General features: G+C 65.8%; 16 protein-coding genes and 1 riboswitch. Of the genes, 10 read left to right on the forward strand and 6 right to left on the reverse strand.

Translation table 11 applies throughout. The features are described from left to right. The 4 genes from VGC77_RS22540 to VGC77_RS22555 all read right to left on the reverse strand — a co-directional run. On the reverse strand, nt 1-925 hold a 925-nt coding region (locus tag VGC77_RS22540), incomplete at its 3' end, for an ABC transporter permease (protein WP_331173789.1). After that, nucleotides 909-2,000, reverse strand: coding sequence for an ABC transporter substrate-binding protein (locus VGC77_RS22545; protein WP_331173790.1), 1,092 nt, complete (start codon nt 1,998-2,000; stop codon nt 909-911). The genes VGC77_RS22545 and VGC77_RS22540, both read right to left, overlap by 17 nt. Before the next feature lie 245 nt (nt 2,001-2,245). Next, entirely contained in the window at nt 2,246-2,566 is a 321-nt protein-coding gene (locus tag VGC77_RS22550; RefSeq protein ID WP_331173791.1) for a hypothetical protein, read from the reverse strand. 87 nt (nt 2,567-2,653) lie between these two features. Then, nucleotides 2,654-6,205, reverse strand: coding sequence for an autotransporter outer membrane beta-barrel domain-containing protein (locus VGC77_RS22555; protein ID WP_414709711.1), 3,552 nt, complete (start codon nt 6,203-6,205; stop codon nt 2,654-2,656). Between the two features lie 672 nt (nt 6,206-6,877). Between VGC77_RS22555 and VGC77_RS22560 the strand changes: the two genes are divergently transcribed. The 4 genes from VGC77_RS22560 to VGC77_RS22575 all read left to right on the forward strand — a co-directional run bounded on the left by VGC77_RS22560 (nt 6,878) and on the right by VGC77_RS22575 (nt 10,570). Continuing rightward, a complete protein-coding gene (locus VGC77_RS22560) occupies nt 6,878-7,597 on the forward strand; it encodes a L,D-transpeptidase (protein ID WP_331173793.1) in 720 nt (239 codons plus the stop codon). A gap of 189 nt (nt 7,598-7,786) precedes the next feature. Next, on the forward strand, nt 7,787-9,328 hold the full coding sequence (locus tag VGC77_RS22565) for a DUF4403 family protein (RefSeq protein WP_331173794.1): 1,542 nt from the start codon (nt 7,787-7,789) through the stop codon (nt 9,326-9,328). A 272-nt stretch (nt 9,329-9,600) separates the two neighbouring features. Then, complete coding sequence (locus tag VGC77_RS22570; protein ID WP_331173795.1) at nt 9,601-10,029, forward strand: hypothetical protein; 429 nt, start codon at nt 9,601-9,603, stop codon at nt 10,027-10,029. Next, nucleotides 10,019-10,570, forward strand: coding sequence for a hypothetical protein (locus tag VGC77_RS22575; protein WP_331173796.1), 552 nt, complete (start codon nt 10,019-10,021; stop codon nt 10,568-10,570). The genes VGC77_RS22570 and VGC77_RS22575 overlap by 11 nt, the downstream gene beginning before the upstream one ends. A gap of 27 nt (nt 10,571-10,597) precedes the next feature. Here the strand turns inward: VGC77_RS22575 and VGC77_RS22580 are convergent, their stop codons facing one another. Then, nucleotides 10,598-11,932 carry an NAD(P)/FAD-dependent oxidoreductase gene (locus tag VGC77_RS22580; RefSeq protein ID WP_331173797.1) on the reverse strand — a complete coding sequence of 445 codons (1,335 nt, stop codon included), beginning with the start codon at nt 11,930-11,932 and terminating at the stop codon, nt 10,598-10,600. A 126-nt stretch (nt 11,933-12,058) separates the two neighbouring features. Next, nucleotides 12,059-12,592 (reverse strand): PRC-barrel domain-containing protein, encoded by a 534-nt coding sequence (locus VGC77_RS22585; protein ID WP_331173798.1) that lies wholly within the window; start codon nt 12,590-12,592, stop codon nt 12,059-12,061. A gap of 192 nt (nt 12,593-12,784) precedes the next feature. Continuing rightward, nucleotides 12,785-12,922, forward strand: a riboswitch (TPP riboswitch). Here VGC77_RS22585 and VGC77_RS22590 point away from each other — a divergent pair. The 6 genes from VGC77_RS22590 to VGC77_RS22615 all read left to right on the forward strand — a co-directional run bounded on the left by VGC77_RS22590 (nt 12,910) and on the right by VGC77_RS22615 (nt 19,118). Beyond that, nucleotides 12,910-13,950: an FAD-dependent oxidoreductase gene (locus VGC77_RS22590; RefSeq protein WP_331173799.1), complete on the forward strand. Its 1,041-nt coding sequence runs from the start codon at nt 12,910-12,912 to the stop codon at nt 13,948-13,950. Its footprint overlaps the riboswitch before it by 13 nt. Next, nucleotides 13,941-14,138 (forward strand): sulfur carrier protein ThiS, encoded by a 198-nt coding sequence (gene thiS / locus VGC77_RS22595; RefSeq protein ID WP_331173800.1) that lies wholly within the window; start codon nt 13,941-13,943, stop codon nt 14,136-14,138. The genes VGC77_RS22590 and thiS overlap by 10 nt, the downstream gene beginning before the upstream one ends. Nucleotides 14,139-14,329: 191 nt before the next feature. Further along, a complete protein-coding gene (locus VGC77_RS22600) occupies nt 14,330-15,112 on the forward strand; it encodes a thiazole synthase (protein ID WP_331173801.1) in 783 nt (260 codons plus the stop codon). After that, nucleotides 15,099-15,707: a thiamine phosphate synthase gene (locus VGC77_RS22605; protein WP_331173802.1), complete on the forward strand. Its 609-nt coding sequence runs from the start codon at nt 15,099-15,101 to the stop codon at nt 15,705-15,707. The genes VGC77_RS22600 and VGC77_RS22605 overlap by 14 nt, the downstream gene beginning before the upstream one ends. Nucleotides 15,708-15,889: 182 nt before the next feature. Next, entirely contained in the window at nt 15,890-17,986 is a 2,097-nt protein-coding gene (thiC, locus tag VGC77_RS22610) for a phosphomethylpyrimidine synthase ThiC (protein WP_331173803.1), read from the forward strand. A gap of 256 nt (nt 17,987-18,242) precedes the next feature. Further along, the gene (locus VGC77_RS22615; protein WP_331173804.1) at nt 18,243-19,118 is read left to right on the forward strand and encodes an FRG domain-containing protein; all 876 of its coding nucleotides are present in this window, start codon (nt 18,243-18,245) and stop codon (nt 19,116-19,118) included. The last annotated feature ends 126 nt before the right edge of the window (nt 19,119-19,244 follow it).

Raw genomic sequence — 19,244 nt, forward strand, 5'->3', positions numbered from 1 at the left:
AGGCGGCCCAGCCCTGCGCCCATTGCAAGTACCAGCCGAGCCCGGCCTTGACGCCGATCATCTCCGCCACCACCAGCACCGCGAACGAGGCGCCGAGCCCCATGAACAGCCCGACGAAGACGTGCGGCAGCGCCGCCGGGACCGCCACCTTGAGCACCAGGAACCAGGGCTTGGCGCCGAGCGTGCGCGCCACGTCGTAGTAAGCGTTGCTGACGCTGGCGACGCCGGACCAGGTCAGCACTGTAACCGGAAATGCGGTGGCCAGTGCGATCAGGAAGGTCGAGGCGCTCCAGCTCGAGGGAAAGGTGAAGAACGCGATCGGCAGCCAGGCGGTGGCCGGCAGCGGGCCGATGAAGCGCAGGATCGGATGCACCCAATAGCCGACCGCGAGCGACCAGCCGATCGACACCCCGGTGATGAAGCCGAGGATGGCGCCGATCGCGTAGCCGCCGAGCTGCAGCTTGACCGAGGCCCAGACGCTGGCCGAGAGCTTCGGCAGGTCGTCGGTGTAGACCTCGACGATCGCCTGCGGCGGCGGAAAGAACGGCAGCGGCAGCCAACCGAACTTTGCCGTCGCCAATTCCCACACCGTCAGGAACAGTCCGATCAGCAGCAGCCACGGCGCGCGCTTGCGCGCACCCGCCCCGACCGCGCCGAACCACGGCGCGCCGACGCTGAGCACCGCAATCAGCGCCGCGATCACAAAGCCGGCGTAACCGACATTGCGGGTCTGCGACCAGTCGCCGGCTTCGACGTCCGGCCAGGCCAGCGACACCACGCCGAACGCCGCCCAGGCGAGGCCCGCGGCCAGCCCGGTCGAGGCTGCCAGCAACGTCGAAAACTGCGACAAGCCGCCGCCTTCGAATGCCGCGCCCTCCTCCGCCGACTGCGGAAACGCCAGCTCGGAATTAGACACCGAGGACATTGGCATAGATCCTTTCGGCGAATTTCGCGGTGTCGGTCGACGGCTTGAACACCGAGACCAGCTTGAGGTCGTCGGCGTAGCCCTTCAGCTCGCGCTTCAACTGATCGCCGACCGGGTGGTGATGATGGGTGTGGTAGCGCACCAGCGCCTGCAGATCCTCTTCAGTGGCGGTCTTCGGCGCATAGGGCAGATACGACGCCGCGGCCTTGTCGGGATTCTGGGTGATGAACATCGCAGCATCGCGCAAGCCGACCGCGATGCCGCGCGCGACCTGCGGCTCGTCGCGGATCAGGCTGCCGCGGACGCCGACGATGCAGCAGGAAACGTCCTTGTAGGGACCGTCGAGATTGGAGCCGATCTGCTTGAACTCGCCGTCCTTGAGCCAGAGATAGGCGATCGGGTCGGACGCCAACAGCGCCTGCACCTCGCCCTTCTCGACCGCGAGCCGCAGCAGATTGCCGGGATATTGCCGCCACTCAACTTCGGTGATCGGGTCGATGCCCTGCTTGGCGAGCTCGATCGAGAAGAAGTTCTTATCCGGCCCGGTGAGATCGCCGACCGCCACCGCCTTGCCCTTGAGGTCGGCGACCTTGTTGATGCCGGATTTCGCCGGCGCGATCGCGCGCAGGCAGCCGCCATGCGTCCCGGTGACGATCTTGACGTCAAAGCCCTGCTCCAGCGGCTTCAGCCAGCGCAGCGCCATGCCGATGCCGGCGTCGCTCTTGCCGGTGGCAATCGCCTCCAGCAACTGATCGGTGGCGCCGGAGAAATTCACCAGCTCGACGTCGAGATTCTGCTTCTGGAAGAAACCGTGCTCGATCGCCACAGGCAGCGTGACGCCGCAGATCGCATTGGCGTTCCAGGAAATGCTGAGCTTGCGCGGCGCGCCGGTCGGCGCCGGCGCCTCCGACGAGGCGCGGCAAACCGGAAACTCGGAGAAGTCGATCGCCGGCGCCGGGCGGCCGGGCAGCGCATTGGCGCCCCACACCCCGAGCGGCGCGGCCAACGCCGCGGCGGCGCTGCCGCGTAGCAGCGAACGGCGGTTGATCAGCGCCTTGTTGTTGGTCGTCGACATCGCGGTCCCCCGATTGCAGCAAAGATCTGCTGCATTGATGAGACCGGGCGGTAACTCCGTCAACGAAATGGAATTTCGAAATTGCTGCGGCGCAAAGGCAGTTCATCTCGCGCGATCGGCGCCCCGCAGATCACGACGCCTCGCTTAGCATGATGCAACTACGCGCGGCGGCATAAGCAGATTTTTCGTCTCCGTAACGACGCGCTACAATTCGTCGCGCCGTCGCAACACCGTTCGGCTGGCGATCAGTAGCCGTAATCGTCGACGAAGCGATCGAACGGTCCCGGCGGCGGGGTCTGCTGCCATTCGCCCACCGAGGCGTAGCCGTCGGCGCAGCCGCCGCAGCCATAGACCGGAACCAGATGCCGGACGTAGTTCGGCGGCGCCTGCACCCAGAGCACCGGCGGCGCCTGCGGGATCCGCGGCATCGGCGCTGCGTAATACACCCGCGGCGGCGCGCGGCGCACATAACGCGGCTGATACGGCGCCGCCATATAGTCGGCGGCGAGTGCCGAGGTCGACGCCAGCGCCGCGATGGCTGCGAGCAGGTATTTGAGCTTGGTCACGGGCGTTCTCTCGCGTCGGAGGGGTGCTGCCGCCACCCTGACGCAAGAAGGTAAACGAACGTTTGCGGCCCGGCGTTGCCCCCGCGCTCACCAGGCGTAGCGCACCACGCCCTTGCCGGCATAGGAGCGGCTGACGTCGGAGAATTCGCCCTCGAAGGAGGCCGACAGCGAGATGCCGTTGGCGAAGCTCAGTTCCGCCTGCGCCGTGGTCAGCGCCGCGTCGCGCGCCACCGCGGCGCCGCCGACCACGAAGCTCGCCCCCGGCAGGGTCTGGAAAGTGGCGATGACGCTGCGGTCGATGTCGAATTCGTGCGCCCATGCGGCGCGGCCGCGCAGCGTCAGCAGCGCCGCGGCGAGCGCGAACGACTTGTCGCTGCGCAGCCCGAGTTCGCTGCGGGTCGCGGTGGCGGTCTTGGCAGCATAATCCAGCGCGAAGGTGGTGGGGCCCAGACGGCCCTGGTCGGCATAGGCCGGCAGATCGAAGGCGGTGACTTGCGCCGCCGCATAGGGCGTCAGACCGATGCCGCCGAAGCCGGCGACATTCGGCAGCAGATAGCGGTTGCCGGCTTCGAGCCGGCCGGAATAGGCGTTGGCGTTGAAGCCGCCGTGCAATTGCGAAAGCCCGCCGATCGCCACGGTGCGGTCGGTGGTGACGTCCTGCCAGCCATAGGCGGCGGCGGCGATCAGATAGGCCGGGCCGCGCTGATGCCGGATGAAAGCGCCGGCCTGGAACAGATCGGAACGGCCGCTGCCCAACCCGTCGACGCCGAAATTGGTGCCGCCGCCCGCCAGCGCCACGCCGGCCACGGTGGCCGGCGACAACCAGTAATCGGCGCCGACCGCGGTGCCGGCCAGCCGCGAGGTGGCGCGGTTGGAGCCCTCGACGGCGTTGCCGTCGATGGTCTGCGAACCGCCGAAGCCCGCCGCCCAGACATTCCAGCGCGGCTCGAACACCGGCCGCGACAGCGGACGCGGCACCGCCTTGGTGGCCATCGCAAAGGCGCCGCGCGCCGCGCCGCGATCGCCCGCGGCATCGGCGAACGCCGTGGCGCCGCTCGACGGATCGACGCCGCGTCCGACCGCGAACGGATCGGTCAGCACCCCAAGGAACAGATTCATGGCGTTGAAGGTGGATTGCTGCACGGTGGTGGCGGATTCGCCCGAAACGATGGTCAGTCCGACCGGGGTCAGCGTGCCGAACACGATCGGAATGCTGCCGGCGCGGGCGAAGTAATTGCTGAGCGCATTGGCGACATTGGCCTGGTTGACGTTGAGGCCGCTGTTGATGACCGGCGTCGGCTCCGGGGTCGGCGGCGGCGGGGTCGGCGGCGTGAAGTCGAGCACCAGATTGAGGTAGGCGTTGCTGGCGTCGTAGCCGAGGCTGGAGTGGAAGCCCGCCGGCAGGTTGCTGTTCACCAGCGTGCCGAAACTGCCGATGATGCCGCCGGTGGCGTTGACGATGGTATATTGCTTGTCGACATAGCTGCCGGTGGCGAACGTCGCGTTGACGGTGGCGCCGCCGAGCGTCGCGGTGCCGGTGACGTTGGTGCGGTCGGCGCTGGTGGGCGAAACCTCCACCATGTAGGTGGACGCCGCGGTGAAGCTGAGGTTGCCCTGCACGCTCAGCGTCGCGATCGAATTGCCCGGCGCCAGCACGCCGCCGTTGATCGCGGTGGTGCCGACGCTGCCGGTGCCGGCCAGCGTGGCGCCGGCATTCACCGTGGTCAGCGACGAACTCGCGATCGAGCCGTTCACCGACAGCGTGCCGGCGTTGATCGTGGTCGCGCCCGAATAGGTGTTGGTGCCGTCAAGCGTCAGCGTGCCGGAACCGTTCTTGGTCAGCGACACCGCATTGACGCCGTTCTGGATGACGCCGGAAAACACCGTGTCGGTGCCGTTGCCGCCGGTGGTCAGCGCGGCGGCGGTGCCGCCGCCATTGCTGACGGTGCCGGCGCCGGCCAGCGAGCCGAGCACGCGCGCAAAGCCGTTGAGGTCGAAGGTGGCGCCGCTCGCCACCGTCATCGCGGTGCCGCTCGGAATCGCATTCAGCGCGCCGGCGCGCAGCGTGCCGCCGTTGACCGTGGTGGCGCCGGTGTAGGTGTTGGCCGCCGACAGCAGCAGCGTGCCGGCGCCGCTCTTGACCAGCGAGCCGGCCGAGGCGCCGTTGCCGATCACGCCCTGCAGGGTGGTGGTGGTACCGCTGGCGACGTCGATGCCGCCCGAGCCGGCGATGCTGAAGGCGCGCGCCGCGGCTAGCGTCGTGGTGGCGGTGACGGCGAGCGTGCCGCCGTTGGAGATCACCACGTCATTGGCGAGGTTGCCGAGATTGCCGGTGGCGCCGATCGACACCGTGCCGGCGTTGATGTTGATGTTGCCGGTGAAGTCGTTGGCCGCCGACAGCGTCAACGTGCCGGCGCCGAGCTTGGTGATCGCGGTGTTGACGCCGCCCGTGGTCAGACCCGTGCCGCCGATGGTGTTGGCATAGGTGACGTTGCCCGCCGACACGCCGATATTGGCCATCACGCCGCTGAGGAAGATGCCGGCGCCGGCGGTACTGCCGGTGCTGCCGGCCCCGCCGGGGATCGCACTCGGACCGATGCCGACGCCGCCGGTGCCGCCGGCGCCGCCGGTGGTCGCGGCGCCGCTGATCGGGGTATCGAGAATGGTCAGGTTGCCGCCGGTGGCGACATAGATCGCGCCGCCGCGGGCACCGCCGCCGACGCCGCCGTTGCCGCCGTCGGCGCCCGGCCCCGGGCCGCCAGAGCCGCTGGCGTTGGTGGCGCCGTCGCCGCCCTGCCCGCCGGCGCCGCCGTTGGCATTGCCGGAGCCGCCAGGGTTATTCGAGGTGTAGGAGTTGCTGTTGGTGGTGCCGGAGCCGCCGCCGCCGCCACCGCCGTCGCCGAACGCCGCTCCCGCCGCCCCGGCCGTGCCCTGGGTGCCGGTGTTGCCGCCGCTGCCGCCGGCGCCGCCGCCGCCGACCACGCCGGCGTTGTTGAGAGTGCCGCCGGCGCCGCCATTGCCGCCGGTGCCGCTGGAGGCGCCATTCTGCGCCGAGCCGCCGGCGCCGCCGGCGCCGCCTTGCGCGGTAGTGCCGGTAAACGTCACCGCGGCCAACGTGACACTGGCGCCGCTGCCGACCAAGAGACCGCCGCCGGCGCCGAGACCGCCGCCGCCGCCGCCGCCGGAGCCATAGGACAGGCCGCTGCTGTAATAGCCGTTCTGTCCGTTTCCGCCGGTGCCGCCGGTCGCCTTGGTATTGGCGACCGACAGATTGGAAATATTGACCGTCAGAGCATTGGCGCCGTTGACCTGGATGCCCTGATAGGTCGAGGCGCCGTCGATCGCCTGACCGTTGCCCGTGATGTTGACGATCACGCCGGTGTTGCTGGCCTGCAGTTGCGACAGCGAGCTGGTCAGCGTGAAGCCGCTAACGATATTGATCGTCGTGGTGGTGCCCGTTCCAGCCGCGGCAACGGCTGCGACCGCGGTGTTCCAATCGGCCTGGCTGGCGACATCGATCGCGCTGGCCGCGGTGCTGAACAGACAAACGGCCAAAACCACCGCGGACGCCGAGGCCAGCAAGCCGCGTCGCCGGCGCAGCAACGATTGCGAGGGTCGCAAGGAGGGGTCAACGGTCATTATCTGGCACCTCATAATCGGGCTTCGGCAGCGGGCGAGAGACACGCGTGATGGCATTTCCCTCGCCGAGAATGGTCGCCTGTTAACAATTCGTTTAAGGCAAACTCCCGGCTCTGCAACTAGTAGTTCTACGAAGCACTACTATGCAACCGCTTGCGCGCCGGCGCGCCACAAATTGAAATTTTTGCTTACAAACAGTCGCTTACGGAAAATCACCGAGGCCGCGGCCGGTCAATCGACTCGCCCGGCCGCCTTTTTTCGCGCCATTGTTGTATTATTACAACAAAGCAACCAGGCGTCAGGCCCGTCGCTGTGGGGCATGGCGACGCCCCCGATCGACCCGGCACCACGGCTTCACGTTGCTTTACGACACCGCCAGATGGTGCGGCCGACCGCGGCCCGTCGCGGCGGTCGCGCAGCTCCGCGCCCGGTGTCGGATGTGGCGCCGTGTCGGATGATGCATTGGCTAATTTATCCGGCGCAATGCAGCGGCATCCTGAATAGCTCCTGGCAACATTGTTGGTGAAAAGCCGGCCGCGACGACACAATTTCGCCGGCAATGAAACCATTTGCCGGGATCGACGACAATCTCCGGAAACCATCGCCGGCTATCGCTGCAACCAACGAAGTGCCGCAACGGCGCTCACGGGACGCGCAAAACGGAGACCGGCCATGATCAAACTCGCTGCCAGCAAGCTTACCGATCGCACCACGTTGCGCCGCGCCGCCACCTCGCTCGCTGCGGCGGCGCTGGGTCTGGCCGCGCTCGCCGGCCCGGCGCAGGCCGCGCCGCTGCCGCTGTTTCCGTTCCTGCCGCTGCCGATGCTGCAACAACCGATGCCGCCGGCGCCGCAGCCGCAGCTCGCGCCGCAGGACGACGAGAATGCCGCCATCAGCAACGAACTGCCGGCGCGGCTGCGACGCCAGGTGGTGAGCTACACCACCCGCGAGGCGCAAGGCACCATCGTGATCGATACGGCCAACACCTATCTCTATCTGGTACTCGGCAATGGACGGGCGATGCGCTACGGCATCGGGGTCGGCCGCGACGGCTTCACCTGGTCCGGCGTACAGCCGATTACCAGGAAGGCGGAATGGCCGAACTGGACCCCGCCCGCCGAGATGATCGCGCGGCAGCCCTATCTGCCGCGCTTCATGGCCGGCGGTCCCGGCAATCCGCTCGGTGCCCGCGCGATGTATCTCGGCGGCTCGATCTATCGCATCCACGGCACCAACGCGCCCGCAACCATCGGCACCCGCGTCTCCTCCGGTTGCATCCGGCTGACCAATGCCGACGTCGCCGATCTGTATGCGCGGGTCAACGTCGGCACCAAGGTGGTGGTGCTGCCGATCGAGCGGCGCGCCGACGCCATCGACCGCAGCCGCGGCTGATCGCCGTTCGATCAGGGCGGCGCGCCACGCGCCGCCCGACCACTCTCGACATCGCTCTGCCAGCGGTGCCGCCTTATCCCCGACGCATTTGTGATAGCTGCCTCGCAGCGCGGCGACGATCACGTCGGCGCGGCTGGCGCGGCACGCTTGACGGCGATAGTCTCGCCGGGCTCAATCCCCGGGGTCCCCATGCGTCTGAAACTTATCCTGCTCACGGTCGCCGTGCTGGCCGTGTCGTTTGCCGTCGCGCTGACCGCATTCGACCGGCTGTCGCCGCGCGTCGTCGAGACCAAGGCGCCGCCGCTGGCGCCGCTGCCGGCCTTGCCCGCGGCGCGGACCTCGACCATCGTGGTGCCGGTGTCGATCACGCTGAACGCGATCCGCGACGTCGCCGAGCGCGCGGCGCCGCGCAACTTCGCCGGCAAGGCGCCCAATCCGATGCCGCAATTGTTGCAGGACGCCGACATCAACTGGACCGCGGCGCGCGGCGCCATCACCGCCGCCGGTTCGCAGAACCAGCTCGGGCTGGCAGCGCCGATCAGCGGCACGCTGGCGGTGAAGGGCGCGCTCAACGGCAACGCCAAGGGCGCGGTCAACGACGTGCTCGGCAAGCTGCTCGGCGGCAAGGCCGCGGCGCAGATCGGCGTCAACATCAAATCGTTTCACGCCAACGCCGACATCAAGGGCGCGATCATGATGGCGGCGCGGCCGACGGTGACGCAGAACTGGCGGGTCGAACCCAATCTCACCGCGCAGGTCTCGCTCGGCGACAGTTCGGTGGCGGTCGCCGGCATGCATGTCAACGTGCCGGCGCAGGTCAAGCCGATGATCGACAAGGCGGTCAACGAGCAGCTCGCCTCGCTGCAGCAGCGGATCCGCAACGACGCCACGCTGGAGCAGAACGCGCGGCGCGAATGGAGCCGGATGTGCCGCTCGATCCCGCTGCAGGGCATCGCGGTGCAGGGACTGTGGCTGGAATTGCGCCCGACCCGTGCGCTCACGGCGCAGCCCAAGGTCGACGGCAGCGCGGTGACGCTGACGCTCGGCATCGAAGCCGAAACCAGAGTGACCGCGGCGCAGACCAAGCCGGACTGCCCGTTCCCGGCGACGCTCGGCATCGTGCCGGCGGAGGCCGCAGGCGTCTCGATCGCGGTGCCGATCGATACGCCGTACACCGAGATCGACCGCATTCTCGAAGCCCAGCTCGCCAACAAGACGTTTCCCGAGGACGGCTCCGGCGCCGTCGAGGTCACCGTCAAGCACGCCTCGGTGCAGGCCTCGGGCGAGCGGCTGCTGATCGCGCTGTCGGTCAACGCCCGGGAGAAGAAGAGCCTGTTCGGCTTCGGCGGCGACGCCACCATCTACATCTGGGGCCGGCCGGTGCTCGACGCCGCGCAGCAGACGCTGCGGCTCGCCAATCTTGAACTCGCGGTGGAATCCGAGGCGGCGTTCGGGTTGCTCGGCGGCGCCAGCCGCGCCGCGATGCCGCTGTTGCAGCAGGCCTTGGCCGATCGCGCGGTGCTCGACTTAAAGCCGTTCGCCAGCAATCTGCAGCGCCGGATCGGCGCCATGATCGCCGACTATCATCTCAACGAGGAAGGGCTGCGGGTGGCTTCGGAGATCGACAGCCTGCGGCTCACCGCGCTGTCGTTCGATTCCACCACGCTTCGCGTCACCGCTGCCGCCGACGGCTTCCTGAACGTCACCGTGACCGCGCTGCCGAAATTGTAGCTACGCAACTGCAACGCAGCAGGTCAGTCTCAAAGGGCGTGACGCGCCAACAACCCCACTTGAAAGCGCCTCGCAACCCATCTAACCTCTGGTTGTATTCACCGTCACGAGAGCATGATCGCGAAAGCTGGATCCGGGTTTTCGGACAAGGTCGTGCTCAATCAAGAATGAGCGCTGATGGCGGGAAGCGTCATCGGTCTCGAAGCTTGTCGGGTTGTACGATGAGACGCCTTTGCGCCTTTCTGAGGTTACGAAAGAGCGAGATCAGCGCGGTGACCTCCGTGCTCGGCGTGTTGATCGGCCTGGTGGGTTTCTATCTGACTTTCACGCAACTGACGCGAACTGAACAGACGCTCAGGGCCAGCAACACCTATCAAGTGCAAAAGGACGCCCGGGAAATCATCTCGAAAATCATGGGCGATGCGAAGTTCAGAGCGACACTCCGGCAAAGCACGGTCGATCCCTCGGACACAGAATTCGTCGACAAGCTGTGGCTCATGCTGAATTTCTACGGATCGGTTTTCAGGCAGAGCCGGATCAATGGACTTTCCGATGAATTCGTAACGTCCATTCAGAAGGACTTCTGCGGATTCATGCGCAACAAGGCGGTCGCAAGCGGCTGGAGCACGTTGCTCGCCAACGACCAGATCAGCGAAACTCACAAATCAATGAAAACAGCGTGGTGCGGAGATGCGCCTTAAAGCCAGTCACGTCGTTGTTGCATCCTGGATAGCCGTCGCAGCGCCGAGTTGCGCGACCGCAGGCGAGTTCGCCAATATCATCGATCCGCAAAATCCTCGCACCGAGCAGGCGTCCAGACAGGCCAGCGCCAGGGCCCTGCAATCGATCCAGAAGATCTTCGAGGCGTTGGAGAAAAGCGAACTGGGCCAGTTGGCTGCACGACGTGAAACGTTAGACGTCGCAGTATCGTTGCTTTCCACCGCGTCCCAACAAATGCAGGAGGTGGACATCAAGAACTTGGAGGTGGTCCCGGTTAACTACGCCGCTCTGCAACCAACTGAACGAATTTCGCTGCAACGCTATTTCGAGGTGGCGTTCAGGCGAGAGCTTCCTAAGAGCATCGGCGAGCTATATTCGGCGTTTCGCGAATCGACCAATCGACTGGCGGCGAGACTCTCGGAGGCCTCGAAGTCCAATGCTCCGCTGCTGCCTTCGTTCGACGCCGAACTGACCGCATATCTGAGCTTTGGGTTTACGCTCTCCAAAGCTGCGCGGTTGTGACCTGCAAATGCTCGGGCTTCCGTGCCCTCAATGCAGCTTGACGCTCGGCGTCGGGCGCTGCGAGATCGTCGACAGCATCGCGCGCCAGAACACCGTAGAACGGCCATGCAGCGCCGCCTCGTGCATCTTGTACAGCGATCGATACATCAGCCGCGCGAACATGCCCTCGATGAACATGCTGCGGCCGATCGCATAGCCCATCAGATTGCCGACCGCGGAATATTTGCCGAGCGATACCAGCGAGCCGAAATCGCGATATTCGAACGGCGGGATCGGCTCGCCCGCCATGATCGGCTCGATATGGCGGATGATGTGCGTCGCCATCTGGTGCGCGGCCTGCGCGCGCGGCGGCACCGGCAGATCGAAGCCGGGCCGCGGGCAGGAGCCGCAATCGCCGATCGCGAAGATATTCGGATCGCGCGTGGTGCGCAGCGTGGTGTCGACCACGAGCTGATTGATCCGGTTGGTCTCCAGCCCGTCGAGACCGGCGAGAAAATCCGGCGCCTTGACCCCGGCCGACCACACCACCAGTTCCGACGGAATGATTTCGCCGCTCGACAGCACCACGCCGTCGGCGCGCACCTCGGCGACGCGGGCGTTGGCGCGCACCTCGACGCCGAGCGTGGTCAACAGGTCGAGCGTGGCGTTGGAGATCCGCTCCGGCAGCGCCGGCAAGATCCGCGGGCCAGCCTCGATCAGCACAATATGGATGTCGCGCGACGGATCGATGCGGTCCATGCCGTAGCCGACCACGTCGCGCACGGTGTGGTGCAACTCGGCGGCGAGTTCGGTGCCGGTGGCGCCGGCGCCGATGATGGCGATATGCAATTGCCCCGGCCGCGGCCCGTCGGGCTGCGCATTGGCGCGCAAACAGGCGTTGACGATGCGGCGGTTGAAGCGGCTGGCCTGCTCCGGGGTCTCCAGCGGCACCGCGAATTCGGCGGCGCCGGGGGTGCCGAAATCATTGGTGACGCTGCCGATCGCCATCACCAGCGTGTCGTAGGGCACCGCGGTCGCGGGCGTGATCTCGCGGCCCTCCTCGTCGAACATCGCGGCGAGTTTCAGTTGCTTGTTAGCGCGGTCGAGCCCGACCACCTCGCCATAGCGGTAGACGAAATTGTGCCAATGCGCCTGCGCCAGATAGTTCAATTCGTGCTGCGAGCGGCGCAGGCTGCCGGCCGCCACCGAATGCAACAGCGGCTTCCACAGATGGGTGCGCGAGCGCTCCACCAGCGTCACCTTGGCGCGGCCCTGCTTGCCCAACGTGTCGCCGAGCTTGGTGACCAGTTCGAGCCCGCCGGCTCCGCCGCCGGCCACCACGATGCGGTGCGGCCGTGTGGTCGCCGTCGTCGGTTCAGTCATGAATTGCCCCTGTTGCTTGCGGCGACGCTAGCACGTCACCACTCCCATGCCTCTTAATGCATGCAATAAATAAAAAGGCCGGGCAGCAAAGCCGCCCGGCCCCGTAACACTACTGAGCGATGCCGATCAGGTCGAGTATTTGAACTCCGGCAGCGCCTTCAGCTCGTCCTTGCTGGCGTTGAACACCGCATGATCAGGATACCACTGCTTGCCGCCCGCGCTGGACGACGAGCCCGACGCGGTGTTAGCCGAACCGATCGTGGTGCTCGGCGCCGCGCTGCCGCCGGCGGCGTCGCCGCCCGGGCGATTGTTGGCGGCGCTGCGCAGCGGCTCGTTGACCCATTTGATCTTCTCGAACGGGATCGCGACGTTGCGCTCGCCGACGCCGAGGAAGCCACCGACGCCGATCACCGCGGCCTGGATCTTGCCGGATTGATCGACCAGCAATTCGTTGATCTCACCGAGGCTCTCGTTGTTGTCGTTGTAGACGTTGATACCGATCAGCTTCGAGCTGCGCCACTCGCCCTGATGCGACGCGCTGGAGGTCGAGGACAGCGAGGCGCCGGGGGCGCTGGAGGTGGCGCTCGGAGTCTGCGCGACCGCGGCGCTCGCCAGCAATGCGGTGCCGAGCAAGCCGGCCGTGATGGATTTCGCAAACATGTGTTTCTCCCTGTTGAAACGGTCCAATCGAAACGACGAGTGCGGACGCATGTTCCGGCGTTGCGACAATTTTGCCGGGCGCGCGGACTAAGTTCCCGCGACTGAACCCGGCGCATGCACCGATGCAGCGGCGGCGGCAAACCACCCTTGCCAAAGGCGCGTTGACAGACGGCGCTATCGGCCTACATTGCGGCCTGTTCCGAGGGGGGCTCCGACGAGGAGCTGAGATACCGCTTGCTGGCCTTCGCATGACGCGAAAAGCCGGGTCGCGGTGACCCTTTGAACCTGATCCGGGTCATGCCGGCGAAGGGACAGGGATGTACCAGACGACGCAGACTAAACGCGGGCCGTTGCCCGTTGATCTTCGCACCAACGCAGCCGTTTCGGTGATCGGCGCCGGCATTGCCGGGGCCTGGCAGGCCCTGATGCTGGCCCGCGCCGGACGCGACGTCACGCTCTACGAGAGCGGCGATTCCGAAATGACCCAGGCCACCAGCCATTGGGCCGGCGGCATGCTGGCGCCGTGGTGCGAGGCCGAATCGGCCGAGCCGGTGATCAGCCGGATCGGCATGCGCTCGCTCGATCTGTGGCGCGAGGAATTCCCCGACACCGTGTTCAACGGCTCGCTGCTGGTGGCGCATCCGCGCGACCGCGCCGACTACGAGCGCTTCGCCAAATTGACTACCGGGCATCAAAGGCTCGACGCCAAGGGCGTCGCCGAGCTGGAGCCGGCGCTGGCCGGCCGCTTCCGCGAAGGACTGTTTTTTGCCGACGAGGGCCATGTCGAGCCGCGCGTGGTGCTCGCCAAATTGCACGAGCGCTTGATCGCGGCCGGCGGCACCATCCACTTCATGTCGGCGCAGAACCCCGACGAACTCGACGGCGTGGTGATCGATTGCCGCGGCTTGTCGGCGCGGGACGCGGCGCCCGAGCTGCGCGGCGTCAAGGGCGAGATGATCGTCATCGAGTCCAAGGACGTCGAACTGTCGCGCCCGGTGCGGCTGATGCATCCGCGCTGGCCGGTCTATGTGATCCCACGGCCCGACCACGTGTTCATGGTCGGCGCCACCACCATCGAGAGCGAGGACGAGGGCGTCAGCGTGCGCTCGGCGCTGGAGCTGTTGACCGCGGCCTATGCGCTGCATCCGGCGTTCGGCGAGGCGCGGATTCTGGAATTCGGCTCCGGGCTGCGCCCGGCATTCCCCGACAACCTGCCGCGGATCTCGCTCGGCAACGGCCGCATCGCGGTCAATGGCCTGTATCGCCACGGCTTCCTGCTGTCGCCGGCGCTCGCCGAGATGACGCTGGCCTATGTGCAGCGCGGCGTGATCAACAACGAGGTGATGCAATGCGTGTGATCGTCAATGGCGAGCACACCGAGATTGCCGCCGGCCACGTCGACGCGCTGCTGAGCGAACTCGACTACGCCGGCAGCCACGTCGCGGTGGCGGTGAATTTCGAGGTGGTGCCGCGCGGCAAATGGGCGGCGACGCCGCTCAACAGCGGCGACGAGATCGAGATCATCACCCCGCGACAGGGAGGCTGAGCGATGCCGTCCACTTTGCTCGCCCGCAACGCGTCGCAGCGTCATCCTGAGGAGCGCGCCGACCTCGGCGCGCGTCTCGAAGAATGCGCCGCGGGCGCCGTGCTGCGGTGGCGTCATCCTTCGAGGCTCGCGCAAGCGCGCTTGCGCCTCAGGATGACGGGTATCGTGAGTAGCGAAAAGGAGTGCCGCCCATGGTGACCTTCTGCGGCAAGGAATTTTCCTCGCGGCTACTGATCGGCAGCGCGCTGTATGAATCGCCGGCGATCATGCAGAACGCGATCCGCGCCGCGGGCGCCGAGATCGTCACCGTGTCGCTGCGCCGCGAGACCGCCGGCGGCAAGGCCGGCGACGTGTTCTGGTCGTTGATCCGCGAACTCGGCGTCACCGTACTGCCGAACACCGCAGGCTGCCGCACCGTGCGCGAGGCGGTGACCACCGCCAAGCTGGCGCGGGAATTGTTCGGCACCTCCTGGATCAAGCTCGAAGTGATCGCCGACAACGACACGCTGCAGCCCGACGTGGTCGGGCTGGTCGAGGCCGCGACCGAACTCATCAATGACGGCTTCGAGGTGTTTCCCTATTGCACCGAGGATTTGAGCGTCGCGCTGCGGCTGGTCGACGCCGGCTGCAAGGTCGTGATGCCCTGGGCGGCGCCGATCGGCAGCGCGCGCGGCATCACCAACCGCGACGCCTTGAAGCTGCTGCGCGATCGATTACCCGACATCACGCTGGTGGTGGATGCGGGGCTCGGCGCGCCGAGCCATGTCGCAGCCGCCCTCGAACTCGGCTTCGACGCCGTGCTTTTGAACACCGCGATCGCCAAGGCCGCCGACGCGGTGGCGATGGCCGGCGCCTTCAAGCTCGCGGTCGAAGCCGGCCGCACCGCTTACGAGGCCGGGCTGATGGACGCCCGCGACTTCGCCTCGCCCTCCACCCCTGTGATCGGGACACCGTTCTGGCATGCCGTATCCTGATCGCTTCTATCCGGTGGTCGACAGCCTGGCCTGGGTGGCGCGGCTGACCGCGCATGGCGTCGGCACGCTGCAACTGCGGGTCAAGGAGCTCGACGATTCGCAATCGCTGCAGCTGGTCAGCGACGCGCTCGCCTTGGTGAAGAACACCCCGACCAAATTGGTGATCAACGATTACTGGCGCGCCGCGATCGTCGCCGGCGCCGAGCATCTGCATCTCGGCCAGGAGGACCTCGCCGGCGCCGACCTCGCCGAGATCCGCCGCGCCGGGCTGACGCTCGGGCTCTCCACGCATGACGACGCCGAACTCGAAACCGCGCTGGCGGCACGACCCGACTACATCGCGCTGGGGCCGATCTTTCCGACCACGCTGAAATCGATGCGCTTTGCGCCGCAGGGCGTTGCGAAGATCACCGAGTGGAAGAAGCGCGCAGGCTCGATTCCGCTGGTGGCGATCGGCGGCATCAAGCTGGAACAGGCCGAGGAGATTTTCGCCGCCGGCGCGGATTCGATCGCCGTGGTCAGCGACGTGACACAGAACCCCGACCCCGACGCGCGGGTGCGGGCCTGGCTCGACCATGTCGGCGCGGCGGAGTGATGAGCCGACGCAAGTGAGGATTGCCGTCACCATGAGGTGCGAGCCGGCTTCGGCGAGCCTCGAAGGGCGACGGCAGCGACGATCGTCGACCCGTCATCCTTCGAGGCGCGCAAGGGCGCTCGCACCTCAGGATGACGTCAACAAACGCTACCCGTCGATAACAACACAAACAGGAGGATAGCATGAACATCCGGTCCAATCCCGACACCACGCTGCCCGCCGTCACCACCGGCCCGCTGCCCTCCTCCCGAAAGATCTTCGCCACCCCCGACGCGGCGCCGGAGCTGCGCGTGCCGCTGCGCGAAATCATTCTCAGCGACGGCGCCGGCGAGCCGAACCTGCCGGTCTACGACACCACCGGCCCCTACACCGATCCCAGCGTCACCATCGACGTCAATGCCGGGCTGTCGCGGATCCGCACCGCCTGGGTCAAGGAACGCGGCGGCGTCGAGGAATATCAAGGCCGCGACGTCAAGCCCGAGGACAACGGCAATGTCGGCGCCGCCCACGCCGCCAAATCCTTCACCGCGCATCACGCGCCGCTGCGCGGATTCGATGCGCCCGCCGCAAGCACGGCGAACTCCCCTCCCCCTCGCGGGGAGGGGTCGGGGGTGGGGGGAGCAACAAACGCCGTGCTCTCGTCTACCCCCCTCCCCAACCCTCCCCCGCAAGGGGGGAGGGAGCAAGGCATCGCCTATGCGCGCGGCTCCGGCCATCCGCCGATGGTGACGCAGCTGGAATTCGCCCGCGCCGGAATCATCACCAAGGAGATGATCTACGTCGCGACGCGGGAAAATCTCGGCCGCAAGCAACAGCTGGAGCGCGCCGAGGCGGCGCTGGCCGACGGCGAATCCTTCGGCGCGTCAGTGCCCGCCTTCGTCACCCCGGAATTCGTGCGCAGCGAGATCGCGCGCGGCCGCGCCATCATCCCCGCCAACATCAATCACGGCGAATTGGAGCCGATGATCATCGGCCGCAACTTTCTCACGAAAATTAATGCCAATATCGGCAACTCCGCCGTCACCTCCTCTGTCGAGGAAGAAGTCGACAAGATGGTGTGGGCGATCCGCTGGGGCGCCGACACCGTGATGGATCTCTCGACGGGGCGCAACATCCACACCACGCGCGAATGGATCCTGCGCAACGCGCCGATCCCGATCGGCACCGTGCCGATCTACCAGGCACTGGAGAAATGCGAAGGCGATCCGGTCAAACTGACCTGGGAACTGTATCGCGACACGCTGGTCGAGCAGTGCGAACAGGGCGTCGATTACTTCACGATTCACGCCGGCGTCAGGCTGCAATACATCCACCTCACCGCGAACCGCACCACCGGCATTGTTTCACGCGGCGGCTCGATCATGGCGAAGTGGTGCCTGGCGCATCATCAGGAGAGCTTCCTCTACACGCATTTCGACGAGATCTGCGATTTGATGCGCAAATACGACGTGTCGTTCTCATTGGGCGACGGGTTGCGGCCGGGCTCGATCGCCGACGCCAACGACCGCGCGCAATTCGCCGAACTGGAGACGCTCGGCGAGCTCACCAAGATCGCCTGGGACAAGGGCTGCCAGGTGATGATCGAAGGCCCCGGCCACGTGCCGCTGCACAAGATCAAGATAAACATGGACAAGCAGCTGAAGGAATGCGGCGAGGCGCCGTTCTACACGCTCGGGCCGCTGACCACCGACATTGCGCCCGGCTACGACCACATCACCTCGGGCATTGGGGCTGCGATGATCGGCTGGTTCGGCTGCGCGATGCTGTGCTACGTCACGCCGAAGGAGCATCTCGGTCTGCCCGACCGCAACGACGTCAAGACCGGCGTGATTACTTACAAGATCGCAGCGCATGCCAGCGATCTGGCGAAGGGCCATCCGGCGGCGCAGCTGCGCGACGACGCGCTGTCGCGCGCGCGCTTCGACTTCCGCTGGCAGGATCAGTTCAATCTCGGCCTCGATCCCGACACCGCGCAGGCGTTCCACGACGAGACGCTGCCGAAGGACGCCCACAAGGTGGCGCATTTCTGCTCGATGTGCGGGCCGAAATTCTGCTCGATGAAGATCACCCAGGACGTGCGCGACTACGCGGACGGCCTCGGCGACAACGAGAAGGCGGCGCTGAATTTGGCCAGCGGCGCGCTGGGCAGCGTCGGGATGACGATAAGCGGCGTGATCGAGGACGGCATGGCGCAGATGAGCGAGAAGTTCAAATCGATGGGCGAGCAGCTCTATCTGGACGCGGAGAAGGTGAAGGAAAGCAACAAGGCGCTGTCGTAAGGCGGGCCTTCCCTCGCTAGCACAACGTTGCCCGGGCTTGACCCGGGCGAGCATCTGAAAAGAACGGCAGGGCGAAAGCCCGGCCATTTGTTTGGCCCGTCGTATCCAAAAGACGGATAGGCGCGACGCAATCAGTCTGTAGGATGGGTTGAGCTCTTGCGAAACCCATCACTCCGGCACCACAGTTTTGTTGGGTTCGCTGCGCTCAACCCATCCTACGAGCTGTGATGGTTTCACGCATGGCATTGGTGGAACAATGATAACCGCCTCCTTGCTTGCTGCATCGCTGGCTAAACTCAACATTGAGGGTGCTACTTACGTTCCGGATGCTGCCTCGGGACAAATGGTTTTTGACGTCAAGAATGCCCACGCCCTTACCCAAGCTGCCGGCTATCTAAAATTCATCGGAGGGCCGAGGAAAAAAGCCATATTCTTCCGTGGCCAGACTAAGCTCTACACTGGACTATTACCGGGTCTATTTCGCGGTGGATTCGCATCTAGGCATGCTCAAGATACGCGAATCGTAGCGTTAAAGAGAGCCGTCGACGATATTGCTGGTCGAATTCGTCTCATGGCGTCATTTGGTCGATACGCTTATGAGCCGCTTCTCCAACATTATGGATTCAGAACGTCCTGGATAGACTTGGTCGACAACGTTTGGGTGGCTCTCTGGTTTGCTTGTCGTGAGGCCCATGCGACCGGTGAACTCGGACAATACCTTCACTTCGAGCGGAGAAAGGACGTAAACTCGTTTGCCTACATCCTGTTGATTGCCGTCGACATTGCGGAGAATTTCGCGAGCAAGCCCGGTCTCTCAAAAGGACCAACTACCGAATGTGTTGACCTTCGAATCGCATGCCCTTCGCTCTTCTTAAGACCACACGCTCAGCACGGCGTGCTCTTTCGCATGCGGGGCGACCGGCTTCGACGCCCTCTCGACTATTCGTCAGAGATTTGCGGAATTATTCGAATTCCTTTGGCAGAAGCTCAGTCTTGGTTGGGTGATGGCACAACGCTGGGCACACACGCCTTGTTTCCACCTCCCTTCTACGATTTTGGCTACCGCTTCTTCATCAATAGCAAATTCCAGGGCAACAAGATTGTTGGCGCCTTTCATCACATAGGCACTTGACCAAACGTAGCAAGCGTAGCCCGGATGAGCGAAGCGATATCCGGGGTCTTGTGCGAGGTGTTACTTCCTCGCATCTCGCTGCGCTCATCCGGGCTACGGCGCTATCCTTGCAGCTTCCAAAACTAT

It is taken from the genome of Rhodopseudomonas sp. (genome assembly GCF_036404135.1).
In the GTDB taxonomy this organism is placed as follows: Bacteria; Pseudomonadota; Alphaproteobacteria; order Rhizobiales; family Xanthobacteraceae; genus Rhodopseudomonas_A.